The organism is Sutcliffiella horikoshii (genome assembly GCF_008180725.1).
GTDB lineage: Bacteria > Bacillota > Bacilli > Bacillales > Bacillaceae_I > Sutcliffiella_A > Sutcliffiella_A horikoshii_B.
The window spans coordinates 113,725-138,581 of sequence record NZ_VTEV01000010.1; the positions used below are offsets into that span (position 1 = coordinate 113,725).

The window sequence follows — 24,857 nt, forward strand, 5'->3', positions numbered from 1 at the left end:
TCATTTATTTATTAGGGAAGGATCTATTGAATATGAACCCACAACAGGAAAATCTCATTTCGCCTGCTCAAGCGATTATCATCATCATCAACTATATTCTAGGTGTAGGGATACTTACTTTACCTAGAGCACTTGCTGATGAAGTCGGAACTCCTGATATATGGATTACCATCCTGATTAGCAGCTTCTTTCCTTTGGCAGTAGGCTTCATTATTTTAATTCTTAATAATAGATACCCTAAGAAAACATTCTATCAATACAGTGCCAAAATTGTAGGAAGAATACTAAGCACCATCATTTGTCTATCGATGGTCACATATTTTATTACCTTAACAAGTTTTGAAGTAAGGATTTTAGCTGAGGTTACGGAAACTTATTTACTGGAAGACACTCCTATCCAAATCTTAGTTATTCTTTTTTTATGGCTTACCCTTTATTTGAATGTAGATGGCCTTAATTCAATCGCACGGATGTTTCAGGTCATATTTCCTCTTACCGTTTTTATTTTTATACTACTAGCGTTAATGAGCTTAGGTTTATTTGAATTGAAAAACTTAAGGCCAGTTCTTGGCGGTGGTATTGGCCCTGTATTAAAAGGAATTAAAACGACTTCTTTGTCTTATATCGGCATTGAAATACTAATCATTCTCTCTGCCTTTTTAACTGATCCCAAGAAAGGCAAGAAAGTTGTATTTATAGGAGTATTAATGCCGACTATTTTTTATCTTATTACTATTGTGATAGTAATTGGAGCCTTATCGCTTGATGGAGTAGGCAATTTAACATGGCCTACGATAACACTGATCCACTCTTTTGAATTTCCGGGAATATTCTTTGAAAGATATGATTCCCTCTTTTTAACGATTTGGATATTACAAATTTTCGCGACAATATCCATTACGTTATATGCAGCATCTTTGGGACTATCTCAGCTTTTTAATAAAGAGATAAAAACCTTTATGTACATGCTCCTCCCCGTTGCTTTCTTTATTTCGATGTTACCCCAAAATCTGCAACAAGCTTTTTCACTAGGTGACATGCTGGGAAATGCAGCAATTGTTTTATTTGGCATCATCCCCATTATGCTATTAGTACTCTCTTTTTTGAGGAGGAAGCACCGTTGAAGCATTTATTTATTCTCTTAAGACGCTATTTCCGACTGGTTATATTTATTCCGCTACTTACCGGATGCTGGAGTTCCAGGGATATTGAAAAATTGGATCTTTTGATTGGGGTTGGAGTGGATACAGCTCAAGAAGAAAATATTACTTCTTCTTACTATGGGACTGATTCCCTTCTAACTGTTACCTATCAAATGGCAAAAATTAAAAGCAATCAAGGTCAAGATAAAAAGCAAGCAGAAAAACCCTACACCAACGTGGAACAGACCGGAGCCTCCATTATTGAAACAGCTCGAGATGTTATACAGTTAAGAAAAAACACAGTGAACGGTCAACACCAAAGATTAGTTATAATAAGTAGAGAGGTAGCAGAAAATCGAAGTATAAGAGAAATCCTTGATTTTTTTATCCGTGAACCTGAGGCCCGAATGAGTATGCTTGTCATGATTACAGACGGGCTGGCAAAGGACATATTAGGTTATATGGAGACAGACGATATCCCATCTATGCATATATATGATATCACTGAAAACTTTGATAAATCGAACAAGCTACTTGAACGAAAGTCCCTTGCGAAAATAAACGCTTTGATGGAAGCACAAGCTAGTTTTATACTGCAAAACGTCGTTCAAATTGATGGTGAACTTAAACTGTCCGGTGCTGCTGTAATAAAAGGAAGTACATTGAAGCTTATTGGTTTCTTAAAGGAAGAAGAATTAAAAGGAATAAACTGGATTACTGCACAAACAAAAGGCGCTATTGTAAAAGTGACGGAAGAAGGCAGTGATAAACCAATAATTTACGAGCAAGAAATATTAAAAAGTAAGGTTATTCCCACATTAAAGGACGGCAAGATCTCGTTTGAAGTAAAAGTTAAATCAGAAGGCCTAATCATTGAGGTAGCAACCTATACCGATGACTTTACAAAAGAAAAATCAAGAAGAAAACTAGAGGAGCAAATAGCTGAAAAAGTAAAAGAAGAGATTCAGACCAGCCTGGAAAGAATTCAAAAAGATTTACAAGTGGATGTTATTGGCTTTCATGATTATGTAAGAATTAAGTACCCAAAATTTTGGAAAGAGCACCAAAGCGACTGGGATTCTATCTTCAGTCAGGCTCCTATCGATTATGAAGTACAGGTCACAATTACTGACTTTGGATTGGGGATACAGAACTAAGAGGCTTAAAAGTTCAGGGGCAGAGTAATCAAATGACTCTGCTTTTTCCCTTTCTCATAATATAAAAAGCACCTTACTTTTTTACAGTAAAGGTGCTTTTATCAAATGAAATAAAACACTGGAACCATTTTGGTTTATATTATTGGTGGTGTGGATGCATGTGGTAAAAGCTAAAAATTGAAAGTGTGGAACCACCAGTAATTCCCATGAAAATAATATTGGGAACCATATAAAATATAATCTTAGTTAATTTATATCAGTACTTTAAACGGCATGTATTTTTAACGTTTGAAGTAAGATACCAATAAAATCACTTACAACTTCAACTTCACGTCAACCACCTTCCTATGAAGGTTGGTTGATTTTCTTTATGTCAGGGCATTGTACAGATTATTTCCTGCCTTGGTCATCTTGTAAATGCTTTATACGAGCTAATCCTTTCCACAGGGTAGCGTCCGATTGCTAAAAAATAATTTCATCCGGTAATTTGTGCTTTGGTGAAAAGTGTACAAAAATACACTAACCTTCTTTATTGTTTTTTTCATTCAATGCTTTAATCTCTTTTACCAAATCGGTCATATCGTATGTGCGTCTTCCTTTATACATATCAAAGTCCAATAAAGATACCTCATAATAAGACTCGTAATTTATCCCATCCTCGTCATTGTATTTTATCTTAATAAAGGTTTCTCCAGAACCTTTATTATCTGAATGTAAGGAGAGCAATTCTTCATACTCTTTCTTCACTTCATGTTGAACCCCAACATACGTATCATAAAATTGATTTGGAGCAATCGTTTTTATTCTACCTTTCAAAAAGTCAACATCATTCATATAAGTCCACATATTTAAATCGGGTATAAAATCTATCTGAGTGTTTATAGCCAGCCTTCGTCCTATGTTTTTCAATTGGAAATAAAGGAATCCTCTTTCCTCTCTAAAGAAACCAATAACTTCTGGTCTATATTCACGCTCTCTCCCCTTAACATTTTCCTCAATCATTTTTTTATTTGATTTTAAAATTAAGTAAGTCAAGACTACATATATCATTGTAAAAATAGCTATTATCCAATTTTCCAAATCTACCATCTCCCAATTCATCTATTTATCTTTCGCTTAAACCTCTCCAAACTCATATAACTTTCTCCATCAATCATCTGCCTAATAACATACTTTAACCAGTCCAAACTCCAATATTCCTTTCCTGCTTCATTGTTTAACTCTTCAATTGTTTCCAAATCTATTCTACATATGATTAAATTATCGACTGTCTTAGGTGTCTTGTTGGCTGCTACCGCTGGAATTATTGCATAAAGCTTTCCATTACCCTGCTTTGCTAAGATGTGTACAAATGATTTGTCGTTTTTATAGCAAGCTTTTGTAACTGAGTTGATAAACATTGATTCCTGATTCTGAAAGTCTTGGAACATACAAACACCCCCACCTAATGGTAACAAATACCTAGTAGAAGGGGTAGAATTATTATTTATATCACTAATTCATGTAATATGAAATTTAAATCAATCAAATGAATACACTTCTGTCCTTTCATCACCTGAAAACATATCTTTTATTTTGAATTGATTGTTTCTAACTTCATCTATCCCAATAATAACAACGTTCCGGATTTTCTCTTTATTTGCTTTATCCAGAGCTTTTCCTACTTTTTTATTACTCATTTCACATTCAACTTTATAGCCTTTGTTTCTTAAATTATTTGCTACTAATAAAGACTCTTTTTGAGTGCCTATTGGGACAATATAATAATCTACATATGGATTTTCTTCTAATTCTTTTACTGTCGAGTTCACGGCAGTATAGATGACATCTAAGCCGAAGGAAATTCCCACTGTTGAATACTCTTCGTTTGTACCTATCAACCCACCGATTGCATTATCATATCTTCCTCCACTCCCAATACTGGATTTAATAGATAGATCAGCCAAGAATATTTCATAAACAGTACCAGTATATATCTCTAAACCTCTTGCTAAAAATGGACTAAATACGCACTGTTTTTCTACTCCAAGATACTTAAGGTAAGATTCTAATTCTTTTAATTCATTTAAACCTTGTTTCACATCATCATTTTTTTCGGCAAATGCTTCAAAATAGCCAAAACTGGAATTTCCCTTATCCATTAAAAATTGCTTAATTAAAGTAATTGTCGCACTTGGTAGTCCTTGTTCATTAAGCTCTGATGTAACAGATTCTATTCCTACCTTTTCAAGTTTATCTAGGATTAACACTACTTTATTAAGTTTTTCATCCTCTGTACCAAATACATGAAGCATCCCAGTTAATAACTTTCGATTGTTATATTGAATCATTACCTTTAACTCAAGTTTTCTAAATGCATCCAATGCCATAACCATTAATTCAGCTTCAGCGATTTGTGAGTCCACACCTACTATATCAACATCACATTGCGTGAATTCACGAAACCTACCAGTTTTAATTGGGCCATCCCTAAATACTTTACCAATTTCATACCGTTTAAAAGGCATCTTTAATGATGGGTTCATCGCAACAACCTTTGCGAATGGAATAGTGAGATCATAGCGTAAAGCTAATTCTCTTTCCCCCCTATCAGATAATGTGTACATTTCTTCTAATATTTCAGCTCCGCCTCCATACTTAGAAGCCATTAACTCTGTGTAATTTACGAAACCTACCAGTTTTAATTGGGCCATCCCTAAATACTTTACCAATTTCATACCGTTTAAAAGGCATCTTTAATGATGGGTTCATCGCAACAACCTTTGCGAATGGAATAGTGAGATCATAGCGTAAAGCTAATTCTCTTTCCCCCCTATCAGATAATGTGTACATTTCTTCTAATATTTCAGCTCCGCCTCCATACTTAGAAGCCATTAACTCTGTGTAATTTAAAATAGGCGTTTCCAGTGGTTTACACCCATATCCGATAAATACATCTTCTAATTTTCTCCTTATGTCTCTTCTTACCACCTCAGCATTTGGTAAATAATCTTGAGTACCCTTAACATTTTGATAATCCATTTTCTTCATTTTCATTGCCTCCATTTTTCAATATAATAAAAAACCGCACTTGATTTAAGTCTTAAACTTAATCAAATACGGTTTAATTGGAAATAGCCTTCCTATGTAAGATTTTTAAAAAATCTAATAGCAAGGCTAATAAATATGATGATGTAGTTTAGACATGCTTAGGTTTTTTGTTAGCTGTATCATTAAACTCACCTCTAATTTTCATTTACATTACCACATTTTTCAAATTATTTCAATAAGCTTAACTTCAAGCTTTGTATTTAATAATAGCGCCCGTTGAATATACACCGATCCTTGCTTATCTGGAGCCTTCTTACAATGTAATGAGCTCTCCTTCTCCGTGGTTCAACAAAACTTCTCTACTTGTGATACGGTTCATCGTAACACATAATTAGAGTGTATAATGGAGATAAGGTTCAGGGCTTCTCTCTTCACTACCATTAATATGGACCAAAATTATTATCAATATATTGCCTTTGTTGGACTACTTTTTTCTGAAGGTAATCTTGTGGGAAACCAAGACCTTTTAATAGATGATACTCAAGCACTGTTTTTAACCAATATATAGATTCCTCTATTTCATCTTTAGTGAAAATTTTATCCTTCTTCTTTTCATCATAGTGGGTATAATAATGTCTTGTAGCTACTGCCTTTAATATAAAGTCATATTGAGTTTTGTATCCACTCATAAACATAATTTCGAAATCTGCTAAAAACAAATCGTAGAGCCTGCCTTTTAACAATACATGTCTAGTTCTCTTTTGGTCTTCCCCAAACAAACATTCAAGATGCTGTTCTTTAATGTAAGGCGGACAAGAGGAAACGACCTCATAAGATCTCTTTTCATATTCTTTTTTATAATTTGCTTTAATACGTGTATGATACGTCTCAAGCGCTTGTATAACGTTTAAAAATGCCCTCTCATGGGTCATATTATATCGATATAAATCAAGATACAATTCTATAACAGGTTCTAATTTCTCATAATTGTTAAACCATTTTATAGCATAATTGTCGTCTCCAGTAACTAGATCCCCTAATGTGAATAAATAAAAATAAGGATGTCCTTGAGGATATAAGTCCCTGTATGTGTAACTATTGAAAATTTCAATAGTCCGTTCAATTGTTTTTTCACCTATGTCAATATTATTGAGTGATATATTGAATGCTTCGACCTTAATAATATCGATTTTATTTCCTGTTCCAAAACTGACTAGATTCATCACTTTATGTACTTCAGTAATAGCTTGTTCATAGGTACATGGAGTATCGTATTCTAGGATAACCTTTACTGCTTTACTTAAAGTTACTTTCCCCCTGTCATCTTTCCCGTGATCTACGTGGTAATCGGGTTTCAATGTTATTTTTTTCCCTGTATCTTCAAACAAAGTAACATTACTTTTTCCTCTATAAACTAATGAGTAATTACTATCTTCATCATACTTTGTTTCAAATTTATTTAAATCCGCCCAATCTGTGATATATGATAAATCAAATAAAAATCTTTTAAATACAGCTTGGTCAGCAGCCTCAATATTCACTCCGTTAAGTGCATATTTTGCTGTTAATATAACTGTGTTTTTTGAAAATACTTCTGCTTTTCGAGAATAAACTGTACAATCCATTAAGGTAATAATTGCGCCATTGGAAAGTACGCCGTTAATACATTCAATTTTTTTGGGTATAAGGGTATTTGCAAACATATGCTCTCTCTTAGAGTCAAAATGATATAACTCTAGATGTATTAACCCCTCTTGATCATTTACAGTTAATTGTCCATCATATTTATTTTTCTCTTTATCAGAAGTTATTGTCCATTTACCACCATATCGAATTTCCGCCATATCATCACCTCTATTATTAAAGTTTGGTACATAATTGATAGGGTCTCTGCATTACTGTGGAATCAATTCGTTTCTTCAGTTTTACTCTATCAATATTTTTCTTTTCCTACTATTAATCTACTGTAACTAACTGCCCATTCTTACTATTTGTTCTCCATCAGGACTTTATATTTTAAAGTTTCTACTGCCGCACTTTGATTCCACTAGAGAACTATACATCCATGATGGTGAATGGGAGTGGATTACGACAATGAATCCATCCAGCCTTATAGAATAAAAGTTACTTCGTTCTAGCCCAGTAGCTCTGAATTGGAGTTCATGTCATTTAATTTTTTCATCAAATTCCTCAACAAATTTATCAATACCAATTATTTCAAAATATTCATTTTTAAGCAATCCTCTTATTCAATTATATGGCCCCAAAATACAAAATGAGCACCTATTCTTCTTCAAGAATGGCGCCCGATTGTTGAAGATCCTTTTTATTGAACAGTATCGTTGTATTATTCACTACTTCAATTTATTTTTCATTCTTTTTTCGGCTCATAATTAGAACACTAGTCGCTTAATAGATCGATAAATTAATTGTAGTTCTTCCTTCAAATACTCCTCTGGATAGACACCTTCCCGCATTACAAGCTCAGATAATAAGAGTAAACTTTTAAAAAGACTAGAATACTCACTGAACTCTTCGATAGTTAAGTCTTGCCACGTTGTTTCGGTTTTAAGGAATGCCCTAACCTCTTGCATTCCTCTGTCATATTGTTCTTTTACGCTCATTAAATCACCTCTTGGCACTCAAATCATAACTATCAGGCTGCTGAGCAGCTTTTTTTACAAAGGGTTTGTTAAATAGTATTGTTGTTTTTTTCCTGTTCTTATTCCATTAAAGCCCTAGATTATTGAGTAACTTCCTTTTTAATTTTCTTCTGGAGGTTAATATAAGTGAATATTGATAAACAAGCGAAAATTATCATCATACCGATGCCCATAATATTAGAAGCAATAAACCCGTGATAAAGTGAATTACCTAGCAAAGAGAAAATTATAGTAAGACTCACAAGTCCTTTTCTCCTATTTTTAAGATATATTGATGTAAATATAGCAAATGCTATAGAAGCTGTGACTAAATGTGCTAAAAAAACTATAATATAGACCGAAGTACTAATGTCCAAGTCTTATCACCCCTTAAAGTTTTTAAGTAACCTGTTATTCCGTTAAACTGCCCTATTCTTGAACATACAAAGCTTATTTCTCTTTATAATTATGCACAGCTGTCTATTTCTTTAAATATTCATCATAAAGCAAATTCATAGCTTCCATAATTTTGTTGTCAGCAGCCTGATTTGTGAATCTATTAGGTAAATTAATAGCTGCTACTGCAAAAATAAAAGGATCTTCATTGAAGTCACCGATTATTCCAATATCAATCACAACATTGTCTAGGCCACCTGTCATATGATTAAGATAATGTGTTGGAATGTGGTTTATATCTCCTTTTTGTCTAACCAGGCCATTAATGATTGGTGTCCAAAGGAGAGGTTGTGTTTTGTAGCCTTGAAAGATATTTATCATTATTTCAAGCATTTGATTTAGTTGACCCTTGTTTTCAATATCCCTTGGGTTTTCAGCAATCCTTATTGCTGGAAAATAAGATTGGATAGAATAGTTTAACTTTTCCCAGCCACCACAATAATTCACAATACATTTAGCAACATAGCTATCATGACAAGCAATCATGACTTCAACCGCCTCCCTTAAAGGAAGTGATTTTCTATTTTGTAAATGAGGATAAAGTTCCTTGCTATCTTCTTCTGGATTAAATGAAATCTCATTAACTAGGTCTTCCCAATTATATGTATTTTCCTCTACCCATTTTGCTACACAAAATGCTATTGCCACTTTTGCTGCTGATGCAAGGGGGACTGTGAGTTCACTATTTAAAGCAATATCATACCTATGCTCTTTGCTGGAAAATAATATGAGTCCTATTTCTCCGGATTCTATCTCTTTAAGTTTATCTATAACTTTATTCAAGCATATTCACCTTACCTAATTTCAAACTTTTGCATAAGAATCTATTAGATCAATCCATTCATGCCCTTGAGGGTACTGTATATTCAAGGACTCTTTTAACCAATCACGGTTGCTAGCATTTAATTTAGGTAATATATTTCCTAAATCGATAACATCTTTCTCTCTAATGACAGAACTTCCACCTTTATAAAGAAGTTGTATTTCTGGTTTTAAAAATGGTATTCCAGATAATGATTCTAACCCAATATCTTCAATAGGCTTTCTTATTGTGTTGTCTCGTTTGTAAATCCAATCCTTCTCCTCTGTATCCAATAACATTACTTGGAAAGCCCATGTTGATTCATCTTTTTTCTTTACCCAAATATTATCAAAATGAGAGTCTAGCAATTGATTTTTGTTCCAGGGTGTTAACTGACCTTTATATGCTATAAACATCTCCCAATTCCTACCCAGATATCTTTGTAAAATTAAGTGATCTGGTCTTATTATAACAATGTCAATATCATCGTGAGCCCTTGTGATTTTCTGTAAATAAATATCTAAAGCCCACCCTCCAGCAATCCACCATTTGATAGGAATTATGCTGAAGATACTATGAATTTCAGTAATAGAAAGAGGTCTCCAGACTTCTTCATTATCTCCCAATTTTTCACCCCATTTTTATTTAACAATCCATCACAGACTTTTAACTTAATACCAATTATTTCATAATCTATAAATTCCTACAATAAGGTATTCTTCATCCAGTCCCAATAAAAATGAGCGCTAATCCTGTTCCTGGATAGCGCCCGATTCTTGAAGATCGTCTTCAGACCGTACTGCAAAAGGTTTATTGCAGAAAAGCCTTCATTAAATGAAAGGTTGTTTTGAGATAAGCTAAATCATAATCTTTTTTCTAAAAAATATTGATTGAATCCTTGTGGGTGATCTTCAATAACACCGAATACTTTGTAACCATTCTTTTTATAAAATCCTGGTGCTTGGAAGCTTAGAGTATCAAGAAAAATGAGTCTACACTTTCTTTCTCTTGCAACTTCCTCTATTTGATTTAATAAATGGCTACCATAACCCTCATTACGTAACTGTTTATCTACCCATAGAAAATCTATGTGTAAGTGTTGCCAGTACATAGTTCCTGTTACTCCACCTAAAATTTCCCCTTCTTCACTCTCTAAGAAAAAACATATTTCTTCTTTTGGAGTTTTTAGTTCCTCCGGAAGCTGAGTCATGTTATGTTCAATTACTTTTTTTCTAATATAATCTCTGTCCTTCTTATCCGATTTTTGTATGATTTTCATTTTTATCCCCCCTAATGTTAGAAGCCCATTATATCAAACAATAAGTCCTCGTCTTACTACACTATCCAATATTAATAGACGCGTTGTTAGATAAACGCGCCCGTTAGTTGAAGTAACTTTCAATCTCTTTCTTACTAGTTACAACTAATATTTTATCACCATACTTCCCAAATTTATTGTAGAAATTCGGTTTACCCACCTCTTCAAAATATCTATTCCATTTAAACATCTTGAAGAATATCTTTAATGATGGTTTATAATTAGATTTTTCTAATCTAAGTTTTTGTAAAATAAATCTCTTTATAATTCGGTAAGTTCTAACCGAATAATTTATATCTAAGAAAATTATTATTTCGGCATTTCGAAAACTATTAGACACCCATTCCTCATTATGAACGCCTTCTACAATCCAACTATCAGAAGCAATTAGGGTATTTAAATAATCTTCTCTTTCTTTTTCAGTTCTTCGTACTTCCCCATGCCCTCCATGCCTTTTCCAAACAACATTATCTAATTCATAAAAAGGAATATTAAATTGAGAAGATAATTCTCTTGCTAATGTTGTCTTTCCACTTCCAACTGAACCTATAATATGTATTCTATTAGGTAGAATCTTTTTCAATACACCACCACTTATCTTTAAAATTAGTTTTCCACTATATTCTATTTGGTTATCTAAATATCCTTTTTATTATAAAGTTAACCGATTGTTTAGTACCAGCTATTTCAAAACAATTAGACAAATTCAATGTTTTTTCTACTTAAAAAGCACTTATCTTTTTACTGATAAGCGCCCGATAATGGAATAAAAAGAAAAAGCTGAACACCTGCTGCCCAATCTTCAACTCTTGCCCCCTTAAATGCAATGAAAAATGTAATGTTCTAAATGATTTTCCCACTAATAGGTGAAGAGAGGTTCATCATGGTATACGGTTCTCCGTACTCCATAGATGAATCAATAAACTCCTCTAATAATACATTATTTTCGGTTACCACCTTAACCATATAACTGTATTCGCCAGTCAATCTGTGACATTCTACAACGTGTGGGTGTTCTTTGCAAAATTCTCTGAAGGCTTTACACCGATGCGTTTTCACTAATATAAATGCTTTGACAGGTTTGTTAACTCTTTCAGGATTGATAATTGCTTTGTATCCCACAATAACTCCTTGCTCTTCCAGCTTCCTTACCCTCTCTGTGACTGCTGGAACTGAAAGAGCAATTTCTTTTCCCAATTCAGTCATCGATATCCTACCATTGACTTGTAATATATCCAATATATTCCTATTTATTTTTTCCACAATTCTCCACCTTCACTTTTAATGTGAGCACCAATCATTTCCTTAACTATTTAAGAATAACAGTAAAAATCCCTGAAAAATAGTATTTCAACAGGGTCTTTTTTTCAATAAGATTATGGTAAGTCAATTAGAGAAAGGGGATTTGTTATGGGATTAGAAATGAAATCAAGATGTGAAAAGTGGCAAAGGACGTGCAAGAGGTAGCTTACATTTGTGTTCACGAATGTACGTTTTGTTATACATGTACTAATGAAATGTCTAACACTTGCCCAAATTTTCATGGAGAACTCGTCAGAAGGCCAAAACATGCTGCGTCCTGTCCATTAAGTCAGCGAATTCTGTAAAGGAGGAAGGCAATGAAAAGTGCACTGCTTATTGTAGATGTTCAAGAGGCGTTTAATCATCCTAAATGGGGGGAGAGAAATAACCCAGATGCAGAGGAAAATATCAAATTACTATTAAATGAATGGAGGCACAGGGATGCTGAAGTCATTTTTATTAAGCATATTTCAAAGAATCGCAACTCCGGTTTCCACCCAACCCATAAAGGATCAGCTATCAAAGAAATTGTGAAACCTCTGGAAAAGGAAATAGTGATAACTAAAGAGGTTAACAGTGCTTTTATCGGCACCTCACTTGAAAAATATTTACATGACAGAGATATTGAAGAAGTGGTGATTACAGGCTTAACTACTCCCCACTGTATCTCAACAACCACCAGGATGAGCGGAAATCTAGGATTTAACACTTACCTTATAGAAGATGCTACGGCCGCATTTGGCATTAATTATAAGGGTACTTACATAGATGCCCAAACCATCCATAACATTTCTCTTGCTACCCTTCACAATGAATTTGCCATAGTCTTAACAACGAAAGAGCTTCTTGAACGATTGTGAAAAATCCCCTTAAGAAGTCTGTTGCATTTTTTCAAAGATTTATATCTCTGATTTCACTTCCAGTTTTAATCCAGCACATAAAAGTCAAGCAAGTACCAAGTATGTGAAAATCTTATAACTGACGTATGGAATGCATATGTTGAATTGACCATTTAAGTAGGAAAACAGTTAGATCTCTTTAAAGATCGAGAAAAGGCATTGGAACCAGTGTTATTCTTCAAAAATCAGTTTAGAAGTTAGAAAAATTTTGAAGACCATGTATAAAATGCAGGTCTTCTTTTTTTTCTTTAAAACTTATGAGTAAAGTCTTTAGAATACTATGTTTTCTATAAAAAAACTAATCCCTTTCAACATTTCGGGACACTACCACCAAAAAGGGAACATATCTTAATTAAGATCATTCCCCGTTATAAAAAATCACTGCAAAATCCTTTTCTTTTGTTATATCTTATTTTGCTATCCTGCCCAATTCTTAAGTAAGGAGCAATCCACTATGCCGCAATCGCTCCTAGATTGCTGAAGATTGTTTATTGAACAATGGGTATACTTCAATAAGCAAAATAGTCAGCTATGGTACAATTATAGGGCATTATATTATTTTTTGTAGGGTGGTTGCAACACAATGAACTTATTTGAAAAACTTTATACTCTTATTATTTTCATTGCAGTAATTATTGGAATAGGTATAGGACAAGTAGAACTAATAAGAAATAATGCTGAGAGCTTTATCGTTCCTTTATTAGTGGCGATGCTTTACATTACTTTCTTACAAATTCCTATTGAAGAAATAAAGAAAGCTTTTAAAAACATCAAATTTACATATACTTCAGTAACTATAAACTTTGTCTGGACACCTATCCTAGCATGGTTGCTAGCAATGGTATTTTTAGGGGATAATCCAGCGTTGTATATTGGATTTATCATGCTCATGGTTACACCATGCACTGACTGGTACTTAATCTTTACAGGGATAGCAAAAGGAAATGTTGCGTTATCAGCGGCAATCTTACCTTTAAACTTAATTCTTCAAGTCATTTTGTTGCCTGTTTATCTTCTTATTTTTGGCGGAAAAACAGGGGTTATAGAGCTTTCGTTTCTAGTGGAAAGTATCTTAATTGTTTTATTCATACCATTAGTTTTAGCATTTTTAACAAATATGTTCTTGAGAAACAGGCAACATTTAAAAGAATATCTTATATCTAATTTCAGTGTGTTACCGATAATTTTTCTAAGCCTTGCAATCGTTGCTATGTTTGCTTCACAAGGGCAATTGCTGCTTGATAATTTAGATTTAATGTGGCAAATTACCTTACCTATTCTTTTGTTTTTCACTATAAATTTCTTTGTTGTTCAAAAGGTTGGACAGCTTATGCGGTTTCCTTTATCCGACAGAACAAGTTTTAGCTTAACTACCTTAGCAAGAAATTCTCCAATCGCTTTAGCGATTGCGATGACTGCATTCCCAGACCAACCTTTAATCGCTTTAACACTAGTGATAGGTCCTTTATTGGAATTGCCTATTCTAGCTATCATAACTCAGCTTTTGTTATTTAAATCGAACCGCAGAAGCACATAAAACAGTCGAAAGCACTCACTGTGATGTGTGCTTTCTTATTTCATTCTAGTAATGTTAGGAGTAACCTACTCCTTATTAATTGGCATTAGTCAGCCACCTTCTATACAAGTAGCGGTAGAACTATCAACAACTGAATTCAATTCTTGTAGTAGCGAAGGTAGATGTTTACTTTCAACAAATGTTTCTAATGATTGTTTAGTAAGTGGTATTTTAAATTTCATAAAAACATTTTCCATTTCTTCCTAAACACCAACAGTTGCTGCTGGTGTCATATTCGATTGTATAACCATTTCAACATCTTTCCTTCCCTATTATTTTTTCACTTTCTTATTACAGGAATGCTGCCCATTAACAGAAGACTCGATTTCAAGATAATCTTAAAAGACAATAACAATGTTCTTTTACTATTGTACTAGCTAGCTTTAATAAAAAATCTTAATAAATATTAATATTTTCTTGCAATAGCCCCTAAAGATATTGCTCTAATATGTTTTTCTTCTTTTAGTTTTAGTAACTCTTCTTTAGTTCCAGTTACCACAACGCCAATGATTATCCCTTCTTTCATGTTTTGGTTCGTACTTTCTAGAAGACGGTCTATTATAAAGTCATAATTCCCTGTGCTTTTTAATTCTTCTAATATAGAAAGAAAATCCTCTTCATTCTGAGTTACAGTGTCTCCTTCCCCTTTAAGTGTAGTAACATTAAAGCCATATACAAATGATGTAGAGTCTCCCGATTCATGAAGTCCTTTCAATTGCTCTTTATCACTTTGATTATAATCATTTACCCGATACCAAGTTATATTATCTTTCAAATTTAAAAATTCCTGTACTTCATTAACTGAATATGATTGGTCAAAAGAGATGGCTACTTCCATTACCGCATCATTAGGAGTATTTTGAATCAAGTCTATATCATTATGAATAGCTGTATATTCAAACCAGGGATGATAAAATAGCATTTCTCTCTGTCCGTTTGTAGTGTTATAACGTCGATACTCTTCTTTGGTTTCTCCTACTCTAACCTCATCGTATACCGATAATGCTGAATTTTTATCATTATGTCCTATTGCATTAAATTTCCGTATATCTTGACCCCAAGGGACTACTCTATCTTCGATTAATTTATATTTATTGTAGGTGTAGGTTCCTGATAGAATCCCATAATCAAACTCTCCTCCTCCAATTTGAATATTCGGTTGCGAAATATTAAATAATAACCTATTGGCCTCCACTGCTTTATAATGAGCCTTATTTACAATCTGAGTATTAATAATTATAAATAATGCCCCTACAAGGAGTAATGTTATTGTTGAGATGACAATATTACGAATAACACTTTTTCTTTTTGCTTTTTTAACTATTCCTTCAATATCATTAGACTGAAATGGTTCATTATTCATTATTATACCTCCTAAAAATCATTGTAAGTTTCTTCCTAGCACGGTATAAATAGGTCTTAACATTACTTTCTTTCAAATTAAGGTGCTCAGAAATTTCTTTATATGAATATTCATCTTCATATTTCAATTTTATTAAGTCACGTTCAAGAGGTTTTAACTTGTGTAATATCTGTTCATACTCATCTTTTGTTTCTTGTTTAATCAACCTATCTTCCACTTGATTTTCTCCCGATCCCAATAAATGATAATCCTCAAACTCGATTATTGAACGGCGGTTATTTTTTCTACACAAATCATAATATTGATTGAGGGCAACCTTGTAAAGCCATGACTTAAATGCCTTAGAATTAATACCATTAATATTTAGAAATCCACGATATAGGGATTCTTGAACAATTTCTTTTGCATCTTCTGGATTAGCCCCCATTGAGCAAAGCTTTTGATATATATCGTTAGTTAATTTAGTTATTTCTTCATTTGAGGGCTTACTCATTTCTTCATCTCCTTTCACAACTACTAAAACGAATTAAATGTGATTATGTATACAAAAAAATTTAAGTTTTACACTCTTGAATATAAAAAAAGCTTTACTTCCTACTTGAAGTAAAGCATATAGGTATGAAGAATTTAATAAAAAATTTGACCCAATCATATCTTTTCCTTTTTCAACAATAATGCTCTTTAGTACAATACTTCACATTGTTAACTATATTCTAACATATATATCCAATTCTCTTTAATGGTTGTTCAACAATCTGGCCCAAAATACAAAATGAGCACCGATTCTTCTTCAAGAATGGCGCCCGATTGCCGAAGACTCGATTTCGAGATAACTTGTATATGTTCTTCAATTAAAGTTCCTAGATTGCCTAAGAACAAGTAAATCTTTCTGCTCGGTTCAATTCGTTATTTAAAGCATTCCTTTATCCTTTAAGATAAAGATAAAAAATGAAGGTTTTGCAGCAACCAAAACCTTCATTCATATATTTATTGTTTCATCACATTTCTAACGAACAATCGCTTGTTTTGATGAACGATTACACTTACTATTGCAAGTAAAACCCCTGATATGATAAATACGAATCTAATTCCCATAAAATCTGCTAGTAGACCCATAACAAGAGAACCAATTCCAAACATTCCGGTTCCGATAGCACCTAAAGAGGTATAAACCGTTGTTAAATGTTCTTTTGAAACGCTAGTTTGTATAATCGATTGTTGAGGTATGCTCTTAATTTGTGCAAAAAGCCCTACAAAGAGGGATAATATTAATGCAACGATAGGAATACTATTTATGCTAAATAATAATGTAACTACAAAGCTTAAGAGTGAACCAAGAAAAATAAAGGTGCCTAGGTTCTTTTCAATAAAATTGGAAAATTTAATACAATAGACACTCCCTAGAATTAACCCTAAAAAGAATGCACCATTAATAAAGCCCCACCATTTTTCATCAACATTTAAACCATCGCTGACATACACATATAATATGGCAGCAATCCACACCGTTCCAGCAATAGTTTCAAAAAAATCGATCCAAGCGATTCTTTTTAATACTGGAGTGTTTATTATAGTTACCCATCCTTCTTTTATCTGTTCAAATTTACCTTTGGGTTCGGTTCTATTTTGACTTACATCTTCTAAAAAGCAAAGTATGATGCTTGCAACCACGAATAATAATCCGACCAACCATACCAATTGTTGAGAACTCATAACAATAAGAAACATACTTCCTACAATCCACATAGATGCTTGTATGACCTGAGTAACTGTATTGGAAATTCCATTAGCTTGAATCAAATGTTCAGGTTCAACATAGTGTGGAATCATTGTTTGTCTTATTGGATTGGCACATCCATCAAGAAAAGCAATAAACCCTATAATTAGGAATATTAAATAATAATTAGATGCTGTTATTCCCATCAACATAAAACCTAAAATAAAAAGCGAAATCGTTTTTCCAATTTGCGAGCCAGCATTTAACCACTTAAGATTTACTTTTCCAATCAATAAAGGCGTTAATATACTAGATAAAAACATAGAAGTAGTAATCGTAAATGGTACAAATGAAGATGCAGTTGCAGACCCCGTTAATACGAATATAGTACTAATAACGCTAATCATATATAATACATCGCCAATATTAGCGAGCGAATTACCCAATAGTAATAGTAAGAAGTTCTTATTTAATTTCATTTTGTATCCCCCAATTTTTAAGTTAAATCTTTAATGGGGAAAACTTAATTTGGACTATTCATTTATTAATTGCTCCTTTCTCTTAACGAATAAATCTGGGGGACTAGATTTATTACTAAATTTTTTAGCTTCATAATCAAATGTTTATATGAATATTAAATCAATTAGGTCTCTTTATTGTTTTGTAAATATAAACGTTTTCTTGATATTTAATTATTATTTCAAATATTGAACATTTACTCAATAGATATTTCACATAATTAAGAAGCTTACCTTTATCCCAGATAAGCACCCGTTGAATAAATATATTATATAAATTCATTTTCAAATGCACCAATTTTCCCTATGCAATAGTTATCTTTTTTCATTAACTACATTATGGTAATCAATTTCCAAATAATATGTTTCTCTACTTAGAACATCATAAAAGAAAGGAACAAACTCCAATTCTTTAAAAACATAAACTTCTATTTGTTCAACATTATTTCGATATGCTTCAAATATCCTATGGTTTCCATTAATACAATATGGTTTGTTATTCGTTAAATATCGACTCTGGAGAACCATTACAGGATTTTTATGATTGGGGTTAATCAGATTTGAATCTTTATTTATGTTACCTTGATCAACAGCATCAATTATGTTTGACGGAGCAAACTGTACTGGCTTAATACCCTCTTCTTTTATAAATGAAGTAGCACATTCAATGTCTAAAGCATATTCAAATACACCAGTTGGATACTCTAGATATAATGAAAAGGTTTCCTGCCCAATCGGATGAGTAACAGGGTAAATTTCACTACTAAGAGATTGATTTAAAATTTCAGTCCACTTTTTGGCAACCTTAGCCCCATGTACAGATTTTTTCTCCATTTCTTTAATACGTGAAATAAAGTGTTTATTGGGGTTAAAATATTGAGATTCTGTTTCATAAATTTTAATTTTACTTTTCATTTACAAATACACCTTACTCCGTTTTAATTATCTTATTTTTATATACATTATACATCTTTGCTAATATAAAAATGAATTATCCCAAGCTCCCTTAGTACTCTCCTTGTTTTCAACCAGGTTATTCCACTTTTCATCTGCATTTAGTTTATTGATAGTACAAAGTCTTCTTTTCTATAATTCCTAACCTCAAGTAATTTTTCATTTTTTAGTCTTATTTGCAAGGAATCTCCACCTCTTGTGTTTAAAAATATGTCCAATGCTTAAGTAGGAAGCGACCCTCAATGCTAGAATCGCCCTAGATTGCGGAATACTTTTTTAATCCCACCAAATAGAATAAACCTTGTACTCTGGTAACAGGCTAGGGGCATTAGGAGGCTCTCCAAAAGCATATCCCTCATCTATTTCGGATGGTTCTAAGTCTGTAACCCAAGAACCTAATAAAGACTCATTTACACTCGTAATAACATAAATCCTTTCTGAAAAAGCCCAATACTCCTCATCATCTTCCAGTTCCATAATTTCAACAAGAACATCTTGTACATTATCTTTGTTTCTAATTCTAAGTAATACATCATAGAATTTTTCAACTCCAGGATGATCCATTAAATTACAACCAATAGAGCTTTCATCGTTGTTCCCTTCAAAAAAATCTTCGAGCGTTACGATTGGTGCAGTTTTTGCATCTGGATAACCCTGTGCATATATCTTCTCTTCAAGTTGTTTTCTCATTATTCTATACCTCCCCGAAATCGTATAACTGTTTATGTAGACATACTTTTCATACCAATATAGCTATTACGTGTAAAGCGTGCCATTGTGCTACAATCGCCCTAGTTAGTTGAAGTGTAATTATTCACAAACTTACACTACAATTTATTCTGCATACTTTTCTCGGTATTTATTGTTATATTCTTTAATCCATTCCATATCGATTGGTCCATTCACAACTTCATAGTAATTTCCAACAAGAATATGAACACGATTCTCAAGCACCCAAACAATTGCTGGATTTGCCTTTGAATGATTAATGGTAAATTCAAAGCGTTCCTCACTATTTATTTTTTCAATAAAGGTATCTTCGCTTACCTTTTTTATACGATACTGACTTAAGAATTCCATTAGCTCAACTACTGGTTCCTTTTCTTCCGTCATCCATTCATAAGCCCTATTATCAGGCACCAATTCTCTATCCTTTATAAATCCCAATGAATAAAAATCTCTTTGATTAAAATTTATTAAATCATCTAAACTCCTTTGCCTATAATCATTAAATGTTTTTAAGGAAAAAAAGACTATTATTGCAATAATTCCTAAAGTTATGTATCTATATTTTTTACTCATAATTATCCCCCCTTTTACAATCTTCTACAATCCTTGTCTTTACAATTAAATTCGCTATCAATTAAAGAAATTCCTTGTTCAACTAACCTCCCTCTATAAAGAAAGGAATAACTCTGGCTTTCTAGCTTTTTCTTATGATTTCATTAGGATCTATATTAATTCGACATCAAAGTCATGGATGTAAGTTGAAAGTATGGTTATTTTTGGTGCGTTAGAGAAAAAAAGTCCTTAACCGCCTAACCACTCCTATCCAAAAAAATGGTGGCTAAGTAAAAGTATGGTTGCACTGGTGGATGTCCACATGTCTCATGGAGGTCAACCCTCCCATGTCTCACAGAGTCTATGCTCCAAAATTCCTTCGTCCAACCTTTCCATGAGGTGGATGTCAGTGATGCTGCCCGACAGGATCTAAGTCCGTAGTATTGTTGTTTTACTGACTAATCCGTGCTTCAAATGTCTAAATAATTTTCCTAATAAAACTTTATAAAAAACAAACTATATGATTCCTAAGCTACTTTCTGTAATAGTGCCATATGAGGAATATCCTTCAACATTCTATCTTCACTAAATTCACATTGTTTTGTCCCAATCGTAAAAAGAATTCGTATCAGTTTATTACATATGGCTATCAACGATTGCATTTTCTTTAGAGGATTATTTTTACGTGTTGTAAAATACTCATGTAAAGCTTTAAAAGCAGTGTTCTTAGCAACCAAAGGCATCGCTACTCGGAAGAGGAGAGCCCTTAGTGTCTTCCTGCCCCGCTTTGTAATCTTCGTTTGCCCTTTGTGCTTTCCAGAGGTATTCTCCTTTAGGCTTAACCCAGCTAACTTGATGATTTGTCGAGGGTGAGAATAGTAACTTAAATTCCCTACTTCTGAGAAGAAGCCAGCTACAGTGTCCTTGCCGATTCCTGTAATGGCTAACATTTGTTGAACACCTGGTATTCGTTCAAGGAGTCCATCAATATCAGATTCTAGTTCTTCGAACTTCTTATATATCAACTCATACTTGTCTAGTAAAGTGCGAAGCTCTAATTTAGCCATCCTTGAACCTTCACGAATACCGATAGAGTCTTTCGCTACTCGTTTAAGTTCTTGAACTTTACTGAGTCCAACCGCACGCTTTACAGCTTTTCTGAGGTGAATGAGGATCTCTTGTTCCGAGAGGATCTCTAACTCATGTGGTAATGCATTTAACTTTAATAATTGTAGTGCTGCTTTTCCTTCCCAATCCTTAAACACTGTAAGAAATTCTGGGAAATATCGATCTAACCAATTATGAATCTGTCCCTGCACAGCTTGTAAGTCAACAAATAGGAGATCACGTATTTTCCTTGCCACACGAAGTTCTGCATAAACCTCCTGTGGAATATTAGGTTCGGCATATCTTCCATCTTTGACTAGCTGTGCAATAACTCTTGCGTCCTTTACGTCATTTTTGGTTGGAGAATTATCATCTAATTCTTTAGATTTCTTCACATGCATAGGATTTACAACGACAAACTTAATCTCCTCTTCTTTAAGAAAATGAGCAAGGTTGAGCCAATAATGCCCTGTCGGCTCCATTCCTATAATTATCTTACGCATGCCGTGTTGTTCCATCAATTGCTTTATCCAGCTTAAAAAAAGATCAAAATGTGGTTTCGTATTTTCAAAGTGACAAGGTGCACCAAACTCTAGTCCTCTAAAGTCTTGAGCACGAGCTACATGCTTGAACTTCGCAATATCCACACCTATAATCAGTGTTTCAGAAGTAATTTGAGCAATCTTTTCATTTTGGTTATAATTCATATTGAATGCCTCCTGGTAAATATGTTTTGTCCTTTTCGCTGGCCAGCTTCAGGACACTCATATCATACCAAGAGGTTATTTTTTTGTTCAAACCTCATTTTTCTTCATTACAGGAATGCTGCCCTTTTCTTGAACAAAGGGCGGATGCTTCTTCAGCAAACGCCCCCTTTAGTTTAAGTGAAAATCTTCACAATTTTAAGTAAGAGCATATCAAAAGCGAATCCTAACTAAAAGCACTCTTATATGCAATAACCGAGATTTATTTCCCTATCCCTTCAGCATAACACCTCAATTTTAAAATATATCTAATACTTTCAGGTTCAGTTTCAATAGACTTATTGAGTTTTTGTAATGTTCTTTTTCCTACTCGCCTATCTATTAAGGAAAGGAACTTTATTATAATATCAGAAGATTTTAAAGACTTTTCTATGGGGGAGCTAAGGTATTCTTCTACTGAGTCAAAAAAATCATACTGTGCCAAAATCCCCTCTGTTTTAATCATTTCATGAGCTTGTTCTCCAATTTCTAAGTTTTGCTCATAATTATTGATATCGTATTCAATAATTTTCTTTTCTCTAATATCCCATTCTTTTCTATACATTGCTCTTTCAGCTGTGATTGTACACATACTTAATATTTCTTTTTTATCGACTGTTATAACTGCCCTACCCAATTGGTCATGGGCTTTACGATAATTAATAATATGAAAATCAATACGGTCTTTTAATGAATCACAGGTAAAACTTTTTAATTGCTTTTTTACTTTGCTCCATTTAGGACTATACATTTTTTACCTCTTTACCCCAAAAATTCTAACCTTAGTATTAAACAATATTACCTGATTGTGAAAAACCTTGCTAATAAAAACTAGTCAACCAACCTGCCCTATTGCTTAATACCAATTATTTCATAATTTAAAAATTCCTACAATATGAAATTCTCTTTGGCCACGACAAAAATGGCGCTGATCCTTGTTCCTGGATCGCGCCCGATCGTAATATAAGTTTAACCAGTTTTTACTGGTTGAACTTTTTTTATTTGGTTTTATTATTGCGGTAGTCGGAGTAGAACGTAGCGCCCGTGGGACATGATCCCGTCCGCAAAACTGTTCACTCCCTACTTGTATAAGCATGTTTCAGGCTGGTTGGGACAAAGATCCCGTTTAACAAGCGAACCTATGACAGTACAAGCAGCTCTAGGGACAACCGACTAATTATATTTAAGAGGAGGAGATGATGATGAATCCAGTGGTAGGTCTGGATGATCGTAATATAAGTTTAACCAGTTTTTACTGGTTGAACTTTTTTTATTTGGTTTTATTATTGCGGTAGTCGGAGTAGAACGTAGCGCCCGTGGGACATGATCCCGTCCGCAAAACTGTTCACTCCCTACTTGTATAAGCATGTTTCAGGCTGGTTGGGACAAAGATCCCGTTTAACAAGCGAACCTATGACAGTACAAGCAGCTCTAGGGACAACCGACTAATTATATTTAAGAGGAGGAGATGATGATGAATCCAGTGGTAGGTCTGGATGTTTCTAAAGGGGAAAGCCAAGTACAAGCATTCTTGGATAAGGGTCAACCTTTTCGTAAAAGTTTTAGTGTAAAGCATACAGTGGAGGGCTTTGAGCATTTAATAGGGTTTTTAAAAGAGATTGAAAGAGTAGCTGATGGTAAGCAACCTTCGGTTATCTTGGAATCAACAGGACATTACCACGCTCCTGTTATTCAATTTTTGGAGGAACAGCAATATGTTTATATTATTGTGAATCCCCTTATTTCTCATCGAGCAAGGAGTGCAAGTTTAAGAAAGGTAAAAACAGACGCTGTCGATGCCTATCTTCTTTGCGAACTATACTACAAAGAAGAAGTTGAGCCATATAAGAAAAGAGGTATTCAACTCTTAAACCTTCGTAATCTCACAAGGCAACAAGAGACAATTTCAGCTATTTCTGCACAAACTAAGGTACAGCTTCTAACCGTGCTAGATCAAGTATTTCCTGAATACAGAGGTGTCTTCGGTAATTTATATTCAAAAGTCTCTTTGCAGACTCTTTCCTTATTTCCTACTTCTGAACATGTACTAAATACTACCGAATCCGTGTTAACTGACGAGATTGTATCGTTATGTACCAGACGTTCAGAAAAGTGGGCAAAAGAAAAAGCACAAAAGCTTATGGAGGCTGCATTACGAAATCCATTTCAAAACAATATGTATGAAAGCCATATTATTAACCTAAAGATGTTTATCACCATCGTTCTTCAATATCAAGAGCATCTATCACAACTAGAAGCAGAAATAGATGCACTCGCTAGTGAAATTGAAGAATATAAGATTATCCAGACTATCCCTGGTATCGGAGAAAAGATTGCGGCAACAATCATTTCCGAAATTGGAGAGATAGACCGGTTTAATCACCCTAAAAAGTTAGTTGCCTTTGCAGGAATAGATCCTAGTGTATACTCTTCAGGAAGATTTACAGCAACCAACAATCGCATAACGAAGAGAGGATCTAGAAGGTTAAGGCAAGCATTATATATGGCTGTGTATTGTGGAATTCGAGATGCCCGTAAACAAAAGACGAGCGAAACTGTTATACCTCGAAACAGGAAATTAAGAGAGTTTTACGATAAAAAACGCGATGAAGGTAAACCATATAGAGTAGCGATCATTGCATGTGCTAATAAGCTTTTACATCTGATTTATGCGCTTTTAAATAATAAAACAACCTTCCAAGAATTAGCTTAATAGCTATATTTAACAATGTAAAACAAAACCTTCCAAAAATAAAAAACTGGAAGGTTATTTGGCATACCCATTTTTAGTATATCATCTAATCTTTCATTTTTTTAATGAAAATTGTTGACAACTATTAGCTGGTTTTG

General features: G+C 33.5%; 24 protein-coding genes and 1 pseudogene. 6 read left to right on the forward strand and 19 right to left on the reverse strand.

The window, feature by feature from the left end:
* Positions 1-32 precede the first annotated feature (32 nt).
* Positions 33-1,124 (forward strand): GerAB/ArcD/ProY family transporter, encoded by a 1,092-nt coding sequence (locus tag FZC76_RS20055; RefSeq protein ID WP_148989928.1) that lies wholly within the window; start codon positions 33-35, stop codon positions 1,122-1,124.
* A complete protein-coding gene (locus tag FZC76_RS20060; RefSeq protein ID WP_187442167.1) occupies positions 1,121-2,299 on the forward strand; it encodes a Ger(x)C family spore germination protein in 1,179 nt (392 codons plus the stop codon). Before FZC76_RS20055 ends, FZC76_RS20060 begins: the two co-directional genes overlap by 4 nt.
* 519 nt (positions 2,300-2,818) lie before the next feature.
* Here the strand turns inward: FZC76_RS20060 and FZC76_RS20065 are convergent.
* From FZC76_RS20065 to FZC76_RS20115, 11 genes are all read right to left on the reverse strand, one after another.
* Positions 2,819-3,379: a hypothetical protein gene (locus tag FZC76_RS20065; protein ID WP_148989930.1), complete on the reverse strand. Its 561-nt coding sequence runs from the start codon at positions 3,377-3,379 to the stop codon at positions 2,819-2,821.
* A 17-nt stretch (positions 3,380-3,396) separates the two neighbouring features.
* Entirely contained in the window at positions 3,397-3,729 is a 333-nt protein-coding gene (locus FZC76_RS20070; RefSeq protein ID WP_148989931.1) for a hypothetical protein, read from the reverse strand.
* Positions 3,730-3,819: 90 nt separating this feature from the next.
* Positions 3,820-4,992, reverse strand: a complete 1,173-nt coding sequence (hisS, locus tag FZC76_RS20075) for a histidine--tRNA ligase (protein WP_262372735.1) — start codon at positions 4,990-4,992, stop codon at positions 3,820-3,822.
* A complete protein-coding gene (locus FZC76_RS20080; protein WP_187442168.1) occupies positions 4,937-5,329 on the reverse strand; it encodes an ATP phosphoribosyltransferase regulatory subunit in 393 nt (130 codons plus the stop codon). The genes hisS and FZC76_RS20080 overlap by 56 nt, the downstream gene beginning before the upstream one ends.
* Positions 5,330-5,769: 440 nt before the next feature.
* A complete protein-coding gene (locus FZC76_RS20085) occupies positions 5,770-7,173 on the reverse strand; it encodes an ApeA N-terminal domain 1-containing protein (protein WP_148989934.1) in 1,404 nt (467 codons plus the stop codon).
* Positions 7,174-7,722: 549 nt separating this feature from the next.
* Positions 7,723-7,953 carry a hypothetical protein gene (locus FZC76_RS20090; protein WP_148989935.1) on the reverse strand — a complete coding sequence of 77 codons (231 nt, stop codon included), beginning with the start codon at positions 7,951-7,953 and terminating at the stop codon, positions 7,723-7,725.
* A 498-nt stretch (positions 7,954-8,451) separates the two neighbouring features.
* Positions 8,452-9,210 carry a serine hydrolase gene (locus tag FZC76_RS20095; protein ID WP_148989936.1) on the reverse strand — a complete coding sequence of 253 codons (759 nt, stop codon included), beginning with the start codon at positions 9,208-9,210 and terminating at the stop codon, positions 8,452-8,454.
* A gap of 21 nt (positions 9,211-9,231) precedes the next feature.
* The gene (locus tag FZC76_RS20100; protein ID WP_148989937.1) at positions 9,232-9,855 is read right to left on the reverse strand and encodes a nucleotidyltransferase domain-containing protein; all 624 of its coding nucleotides are present in this window, start codon (positions 9,853-9,855) and stop codon (positions 9,232-9,234) included.
* A gap of 236 nt (positions 9,856-10,091) precedes the next feature.
* A complete protein-coding gene (locus tag FZC76_RS20105) occupies positions 10,092-10,508 on the reverse strand; it encodes a GNAT family N-acetyltransferase (RefSeq protein ID WP_148989938.1) in 417 nt (138 codons plus the stop codon).
* 103 nt (positions 10,509-10,611) lie between these two features.
* The gene (locus FZC76_RS20110) at positions 10,612-11,130 is read right to left on the reverse strand and encodes an AAA family ATPase (RefSeq protein WP_148989939.1); all 519 of its coding nucleotides are present in this window, start codon (positions 11,128-11,130) and stop codon (positions 10,612-10,614) included.
* A 260-nt stretch (positions 11,131-11,390) separates the two neighbouring features.
* Positions 11,391-11,810 (reverse strand): Lrp/AsnC family transcriptional regulator, encoded by a 420-nt coding sequence (locus FZC76_RS20115; RefSeq protein WP_148979740.1) that lies wholly within the window; start codon positions 11,808-11,810, stop codon positions 11,391-11,393.
* Positions 11,811-11,969: 159 nt separating this feature from the next.
* Here FZC76_RS20115 and FZC76_RS20120 point away from each other — a divergent pair.
* The 3 genes and pseudogenes from FZC76_RS20120 (at position 11,970) to FZC76_RS20130 (ending at position 14,285) form a co-directional block, all read left to right on the forward strand.
* A pseudogene (locus FZC76_RS20120) lies at positions 11,970-12,154 on the forward strand (DUF1272 domain-containing protein).
* A gap of 12 nt (positions 12,155-12,166) precedes the next feature.
* On the forward strand, positions 12,167-12,709 hold the full coding sequence (locus tag FZC76_RS20125) for a cysteine hydrolase family protein (protein ID WP_148979739.1): 543 nt from the start codon (positions 12,167-12,169) through the stop codon (positions 12,707-12,709).
* A 622-nt stretch (positions 12,710-13,331) separates the two neighbouring features.
* A complete protein-coding gene (locus FZC76_RS20130) occupies positions 13,332-14,285 on the forward strand; it encodes an arsenic resistance protein (protein WP_148989940.1) in 954 nt (317 codons plus the stop codon).
* A 445-nt stretch (positions 14,286-14,730) separates the two neighbouring features.
* Here the strand turns inward: FZC76_RS20130 and FZC76_RS20140 are convergent, their stop codons facing one another.
* The 8 genes from FZC76_RS20140 to FZC76_RS20175 all read right to left on the reverse strand — a co-directional run bounded on the left by FZC76_RS20140 (position 14,731) and on the right by FZC76_RS20175 (position 22,758).
* On the reverse strand, positions 14,731-15,687 hold the full coding sequence (locus FZC76_RS20140) for an anti sigma factor C-terminal domain-containing protein (protein WP_148978460.1): 957 nt from the start codon (positions 15,685-15,687) through the stop codon (positions 14,731-14,733).
* The gene (locus FZC76_RS20145) at positions 15,680-16,180 is read right to left on the reverse strand and encodes an RNA polymerase sigma factor (RefSeq protein ID WP_148989941.1); all 501 of its coding nucleotides are present in this window, start codon (positions 16,178-16,180) and stop codon (positions 15,680-15,682) included. The genes FZC76_RS20140 and FZC76_RS20145 overlap by 8 nt, the downstream gene beginning before the upstream one ends.
* Positions 16,181-16,674: 494 nt before the next feature.
* Positions 16,675-17,883 carry an MFS transporter gene (locus FZC76_RS20150; protein WP_148989942.1) on the reverse strand — a complete coding sequence of 403 codons (1,209 nt, stop codon included), beginning with the start codon at positions 17,881-17,883 and terminating at the stop codon, positions 16,675-16,677.
* A 354-nt stretch (positions 17,884-18,237) separates the two neighbouring features.
* Positions 18,238-18,837 (reverse strand): hypothetical protein, encoded by a 600-nt coding sequence (locus FZC76_RS20155; RefSeq protein ID WP_148989943.1) that lies wholly within the window; start codon positions 18,835-18,837, stop codon positions 18,238-18,240.
* Positions 18,838-19,152: 315 nt separating this feature from the next.
* The gene (locus FZC76_RS20160) at positions 19,153-19,566 is read right to left on the reverse strand and encodes a hypothetical protein (RefSeq protein WP_148989944.1); all 414 of its coding nucleotides are present in this window, start codon (positions 19,564-19,566) and stop codon (positions 19,153-19,155) included.
* 144 nt (positions 19,567-19,710) lie between these two features.
* On the reverse strand, positions 19,711-20,178 hold the full coding sequence (locus tag FZC76_RS20165) for a hypothetical protein (protein ID WP_148989945.1): 468 nt from the start codon (positions 20,176-20,178) through the stop codon (positions 19,711-19,713).
* 506 nt (positions 20,179-20,684) lie between these two features.
* On the reverse strand, positions 20,685-21,971 hold the full coding sequence (locus FZC76_RS20170) for an IS110 family RNA-guided transposase (protein ID WP_148989946.1): 1,287 nt from the start codon (positions 21,969-21,971) through the stop codon (positions 20,685-20,687).
* A gap of 259 nt (positions 21,972-22,230) precedes the next feature.
* Positions 22,231-22,758: an SF0329 family protein gene (locus tag FZC76_RS20175; protein ID WP_148989947.1), complete on the reverse strand. Its 528-nt coding sequence runs from the start codon at positions 22,756-22,758 to the stop codon at positions 22,231-22,233.
* A 723-nt stretch (positions 22,759-23,481) separates the two neighbouring features.
* Between FZC76_RS20175 and FZC76_RS20180 the strand changes: the two genes are divergently transcribed.
* Positions 23,482-24,720 (forward strand): IS110 family RNA-guided transposase, encoded by a 1,239-nt coding sequence (locus tag FZC76_RS20180; RefSeq protein WP_148989957.1) that lies wholly within the window; start codon positions 23,482-23,484, stop codon positions 24,718-24,720.
* The last annotated feature ends 137 nt before the right edge of the window (positions 24,721-24,857 follow it).

Excerpts from the sequence above, each read along its gene's own strand:
- FZC76_RS20080 (WP_187442168.1), bottom strand. The coding sequence starts at position 5,329 with ATGAAGAAAATGGATTATCAAAATGTTAAGGGTACTCAAGATTATTTA.
- FZC76_RS20085 (WP_148989934.1), bottom strand. The coding sequence starts at position 7,173 with ATGGCGGAAATTCGATATGGTGGTAAATGGACAATAACTTCTGATAAA.
- FZC76_RS20055 (WP_148989928.1), top strand. The coding sequence starts at position 33 with ATGAACCCACAACAGGAAAATCTCATTTCGCCTGCTCAAGCGATTATC.
- FZC76_RS20170 (WP_148989946.1), bottom strand. The coding sequence starts at position 21,971 with ATGAATTATAACCAAAATGAAAAGATTGCTCAAATTACTTCTGAAACA.
- FZC76_RS20130 (WP_148989940.1), top strand. The coding sequence starts at position 13,332 with ATGAACTTATTTGAAAAACTTTATACTCTTATTATTTTCATTGCAGTA.
- hisS (WP_262372735.1), bottom strand. The coding sequence starts at position 4,992 with ATGGCCCAATTAAAACTGGTAGGTTTCGTAAATTACACAGAGTTAATG.
- FZC76_RS20140 (WP_148978460.1), bottom strand. The coding sequence starts at position 15,687 with ATGAATAATGAACCATTTCAGTCTAATGATATTGAAGGAATAGTTAAA.
- FZC76_RS20180 (WP_148989957.1), top strand. The coding sequence starts at position 23,482 with ATGAATCCAGTGGTAGGTCTGGATGTTTCTAAAGGGGAAAGCCAAGTA.
- FZC76_RS20175 (WP_148989947.1), bottom strand. The coding sequence starts at position 22,758 with ATGTATAGTCCTAAATGGAGCAAAGTAAAAAAGCAATTAAAAAGTTTT.
- FZC76_RS20160 (WP_148989944.1), bottom strand. The coding sequence starts at position 19,566 with ATGAGAAAACAACTTGAAGAGAAGATATATGCACAGGGTTATCCAGAT.
- FZC76_RS20155 (WP_148989943.1), bottom strand. The coding sequence starts at position 18,837 with ATGAAAAGTAAAATTAAAATTTATGAAACAGAATCTCAATATTTTAAC.
- FZC76_RS20105 (WP_148989938.1), bottom strand. The coding sequence starts at position 10,508 with ATGAAAATCATACAAAAATCGGATAAGAAGGACAGAGATTATATTAGA.
- FZC76_RS20125 (WP_148979739.1), top strand. The coding sequence starts at position 12,167 with ATGAAAAGTGCACTGCTTATTGTAGATGTTCAAGAGGCGTTTAATCAT.
- FZC76_RS20145 (WP_148989941.1), bottom strand. The coding sequence starts at position 16,180 with ATGAGTAAGCCCTCAAATGAAGAAATAACTAAATTAACTAACGATATA.
- FZC76_RS20070 (WP_148989931.1), bottom strand. The coding sequence starts at position 3,729 with ATGTTCCAAGACTTTCAGAATCAGGAATCAATGTTTATCAACTCAGTT.
- FZC76_RS20150 (WP_148989942.1), bottom strand. The coding sequence starts at position 17,883 with ATGAAATTAAATAAGAACTTCTTACTATTACTATTGGGTAATTCGCTC.
- FZC76_RS20165 (WP_148989945.1), bottom strand. The coding sequence starts at position 20,178 with ATGAGTAAAAAATATAGATACATAACTTTAGGAATTATTGCAATAATA.
- FZC76_RS20090 (WP_148989935.1), bottom strand. The coding sequence starts at position 7,953 with ATGAGCGTAAAAGAACAATATGACAGAGGAATGCAAGAGGTTAGGGCA.